Origin of the sequence: Streptomyces longispororuber (assembly GCF_024448165.1) — a bacterium.
GTDB classification, from domain to species: Bacteria; Actinomycetota; Actinomycetes; order Streptomycetales; family Streptomycetaceae; genus Streptomyces; species Streptomyces longispororuber_A.
This window is the reverse complement of the sequence record NZ_JAMOLN010000379.1, coordinates 1-3814: the sequence shown is the minus strand read 5'-3', so window position 1 is coordinate 3814 and position 3814 is coordinate 1. Positions and strand designations below refer to the sequence as shown.

Annotated in this window: 4 protein-coding genes; 3 read left to right on the top strand and 1 reads right to left on the bottom strand. The window is 70.1% G+C overall.

What is annotated here, in order from left to right:
• Positions 1-79: 79 nt before the first annotated feature.
• The 3 genes from M4J07_RS46945 to M4J07_RS46935 are packed head-to-tail and all read left to right on the top strand — an operon-like array spanning position 80 to position 1939.
• Entirely contained in the window at positions 80-688 is a 609-nt protein-coding gene (locus tag M4J07_RS46945) for a pilus assembly protein TadG-related protein (protein WP_308284836.1), read from the top strand.
• Positions 689-720: 32 nt separating this feature from the next.
• Positions 721-1311 carry a hypothetical protein gene (locus tag M4J07_RS46940; RefSeq protein ID WP_255983381.1) on the top strand — a complete coding sequence of 197 codons (591 nt, stop codon included), beginning with the start codon at positions 721-723 and terminating at the stop codon, positions 1309-1311.
• Between the two features lies 1 nt (position 1312).
• Positions 1313-1939, top strand: coding sequence for an OmpA family protein (locus M4J07_RS46935; protein WP_255983379.1), 627 nt, complete (start codon positions 1313-1315; stop codon positions 1937-1939).
• Between the two features lie 182 nt (positions 1940-2121).
• Here the strand turns inward: M4J07_RS46935 and M4J07_RS46930 are convergent.
• On the bottom strand, positions 2122-3814 hold a 1693-nt coding region (locus tag M4J07_RS46930), incomplete at its 5' end, for a serine/threonine-protein kinase (RefSeq protein WP_255983377.1).

Here is a 3814-nt window from a genome sequence, read left to right as displayed (position 1 = left end):
TCACGTTGATCGACCAGTTGGGGTTGGACGGGCTGATCTCCGGGGCGATCGGCGACGCGGTCAACGACGTCATCGGTGGCTGACGAGGTTCGATCACCGGGCTGATCGTGGTTCGACCCTGCCGATTTACATCTGGTTGACGGGCGCGTTGCTCTTCGCGGCGTTCGCCTTCTTCGCCTTTGCTCAGGCGGCTTCGGCGCGCAATGGTGCCCAATCGGCCGCTGACGCGGCTGCGTTGGCGGCAGCTCAGTCTGCGCGGGACGAGCTTCTGGTGGACCTGGGGCAGGCCCTCGATGAGGGGGAAGATTGGCTGCGCTGGCTCGAAGGCCTGGAACTCGATGGCCAAGGCGCGGCGGATGCTGCCGGGCAACTGGCCGCGGCGAACGATGCCGACCTCGTGGGAGGACCTGACCCGGCCGAGGTCAATGGCTACCCGGGCTACTGGGTCGAGGTGCAGACCCGCTACACGGTCGGCGACACGATCATTCCCGGCACGGAGAACGACAAGGCGAAGGCGCATGCCACGGCCGTGGTCAAACCCCGCTGTGACGTACCGGTGGACGCGGACCCGAAGAAGCCGGTCCAACTCACGTGTGACGACGAGAAGATCGAGATCGATCCGGACGACTTCGACCTGGACGACCTGCCCGACGCATCAACCTTCTTCTCCGTCCATCTGGCCGACTGACGAGCGAACGACGAGAGAGGGAAGCCGTGGCGATGAACCTTCGGCGCACTACGACGACCCGCCGGGCAGTGGCCACGGTGGCGATCACGACCGGCCTTGTGCTTGCCGCGGCAGGGTGTGGCGGGGATGGGGACGAGCCCAAGTCTGAGCAGTCGTCCGCGTCGATCGCGGCAGGCGCGAACGGAGGCACCAAATCCCCCGATTCCCCGAGTCCGACGCAGAACAAGATTCTTGCGGAAGCCAAGGACGGGGACATCACGGTCACCATCACGGCGGCGACGCGCGACACAGGCGGCTACGTCACGGTGTCCGGCTCAGTCCGTAACGACGGCAGCAGCGCTTGGCTCGGGGCCAACTGGCGGAGCGATGAGCAGGAACTCCGTAAGAACGGCGGGTCGCTGGCCGGCGCGAGTCTGGTGGACCAAGCAGGAAAGAAGAAGTACCTGATCCTGCGTGACACTCAAGGCAAGTGTCTCTGCACCAAGTTCGACGGTCAGATCATGCCCGGCAAGACCGCTCCGTGGTACGCCCAGTTCCCCGCCCCGCCCGAAGGCACGACGGAGGTCACCTTCCAGGTCGGCTCGATGCCCCCGGCGCCCATCGAGATCTCCGAGGGCGAATGACATGCCCCGAACCCGACGCCACCTGACCGCCACAGCGGCCCTCACCCTCCTCCTGGTCGCCGGAACGGCAACGGCGGTGCAGGCCGAGGACGACCCCACGGGCGCCCCACCCGGCAGCTCCACGACGTCCCCGCCCCCCGAGGTGGACGCCAACAGCCCGGGGCTCAAACTCGCCGACGGCGCCACGCTCGCCCCCGCCAAGGTCCTCGACATCAAATCGGTCGTGGAAGACCTCTCCGGCGACGAACGCCGCTCCGACACGAGCGAGGACGTCACTTTCGCCCTCCAGGCCGAGGTCCTCTTCCCGAAGGACAGTGCGAAGCTCAACCCGGACGCGAGGTCCCGGATCCAGGCCATCGCCGACGAGATCAAGACCCAGAAGGCAGGCACGGTAAGGGTCTTCGGCTTCACGGACAACCTCGGCTCGTACGCCCACGGCCTCACGCTCTCCAAGAAGCGCGCGGAAGCGGTCCACGACGAACTGAATGCAGCACTGGGCGCGTCCGGAGGCGACGTCACGTTCCAGGTGCGCGGCTACAGCGAGGACTACCCGATCGCGGACAACGGCAGCGAACAGGGCCGCAAGAAGAACCGCCGGGTGGAGGTGTCGTTCCCGAAGTCGGACTGAACCGGACGATCAGGCGCCCATCGCACGGACGCGGTCACCGCAGAGTTTTGTCATGTCGTCCACGCCCGATGTCAGCACGACGCGTGGCCGATGTCGCCCTCGCGTCCCGCAGCGCCCCGGTCACCGGCGGCCGGATTCTCCGCCTCGCGGAGAACCCACGCGCCCCCACCCGCGCCCGATCCCTACTCCGCCCGCCACACCGTCAGGTTCCCCGTCAGGAAGTTCGACCCGCTCTTGGGCAGGGCGGTCGACTTCGTCTCGACCACGAAGAGGCCGATGGTGCCGTCGGGCTGCTTGAAGCAGATCTCGCTGCCCGTGGTGATCGCCGCCAGCGGCATGCGCTTGTCCGCGCCCGTGCCGGCCAGGTAGGCGCTGCAGTTGTCGAAGGGGGTGCCCACCCTTTCCCAGGCCGGGGCGATCAGGACCTTGTCGCCCTCCAGCGCGCAGCTGATCTCCTTGGCGCAGGTGAAGCGGATGTCGCCCTTGCGGTCCTTGCGGGCGGTGCCGTTCTTGAGGGTCAGGGAGTTCTTCTCGTCCAGCCACTGCATGGGGAAGGCGCTGGCCCGCGGTGTCCCGGAGCCGGAGGTGGAACCGCTCGATCCGGTGTCTCCGGAGCCTCCCGCCGAACCTGTCGTATCCGTCGATCCGTCCTTGGACGTCTTCGTGGAATCCGAACCGGATGAACCAGACGAAGCGGATGAACCCGCCGAGCCGGAGCTCGCGCCCGACGACTGTGACGCCCCGGTGTTCCCTCGCTCGCCGATCCCGCCCAGCGCGTTCCACAGCGAGTAGCCGAGTCCGCCCAGCATCAGAACGCCCACCGTCACGCCCGCCACGCCGATCAGGCCGTGGCGGCGTCTTCGGGCGCGCAGCTGGTCCGGGTCGGGCCAACTGGGCCGCGTCGTCTCCGGTGCGCGCCACGGGGACAGCGGCTGCGTGGCGTACGCCTGGGTGGGCGGCGCGGCGACGGGGGTGGCGACCGGGGGCGGCACCGTCACCTCGGGGCCCGTGACCTCCTGCCAGACGGCGGGGCCCGCACCCGCGTCCGCGTCCCGGCCGAGCTCCCGGCGGCACCACTCCACGACCTCGGCCGGGGTGGCCCGCTCCCTCGGGTCGGTGGCGAGGCAGCGGGCGATCAGCGGTCGGAGCTGCTCGGGCAGGGGGGAGAGGTCGGGCTCGTCGTGCACGATCCGGTAGAGCACGCTGACCGCGGGACCGTCCCCGTACAGCGGCCGGCCGAGCGCCGCGAACGCCGCCGTCTGACCGAGGGCGAAGACGTCGGTCGCCGCCGTGATCTCGCCGGCCGCGCCCGCGGCCGCCTGCTCCGGTGCCATGAACTGCGGGGTGCCGATGGAGGCGCCGGTCGCGGTGTGCGAACTGATGCCGGAGGCCAGGGAGATGCCGAAGTCGATGACCCGGGGGCCGTCGGACGCCAGCAGCACGTTCGACGGCTTGAGGTCGCGGTGCACGATCCCGGCGCCGTGGATGCCCGCCAGCGCCTCGGCGACGCCCGCCATCAGCCACAGCACGGCGGGCACCGGCAGCGGTCCGCGCCGGCCGACGGCCTCGGCGAGCGAGGGACCCGGCACGTACAGCGTCGCCAGCCAGGGCGGTGCGCCGCCGGCGTCGCCGTCGATCAGCTCGGCGGTGTACGCGCCGCGGACCCGCCGCGCCGCCTCCATCTCCCGCCGGAAGCGCCGCCGGAAGTCCGGGTCGTCGGCGAGTTCGGGGCGGACGACCTTGATGGCCACCGGCCGGCCGCCCTGGGTGTGCGAGAGATAGACCCGGCCCATGCCGCCCGCGCCGAGCCGGGCGGCGAGCCGGTAGCCGGCCACCACGGTCGGGTCGTCCGGCTGCAACGGCTGGAAGACCCCG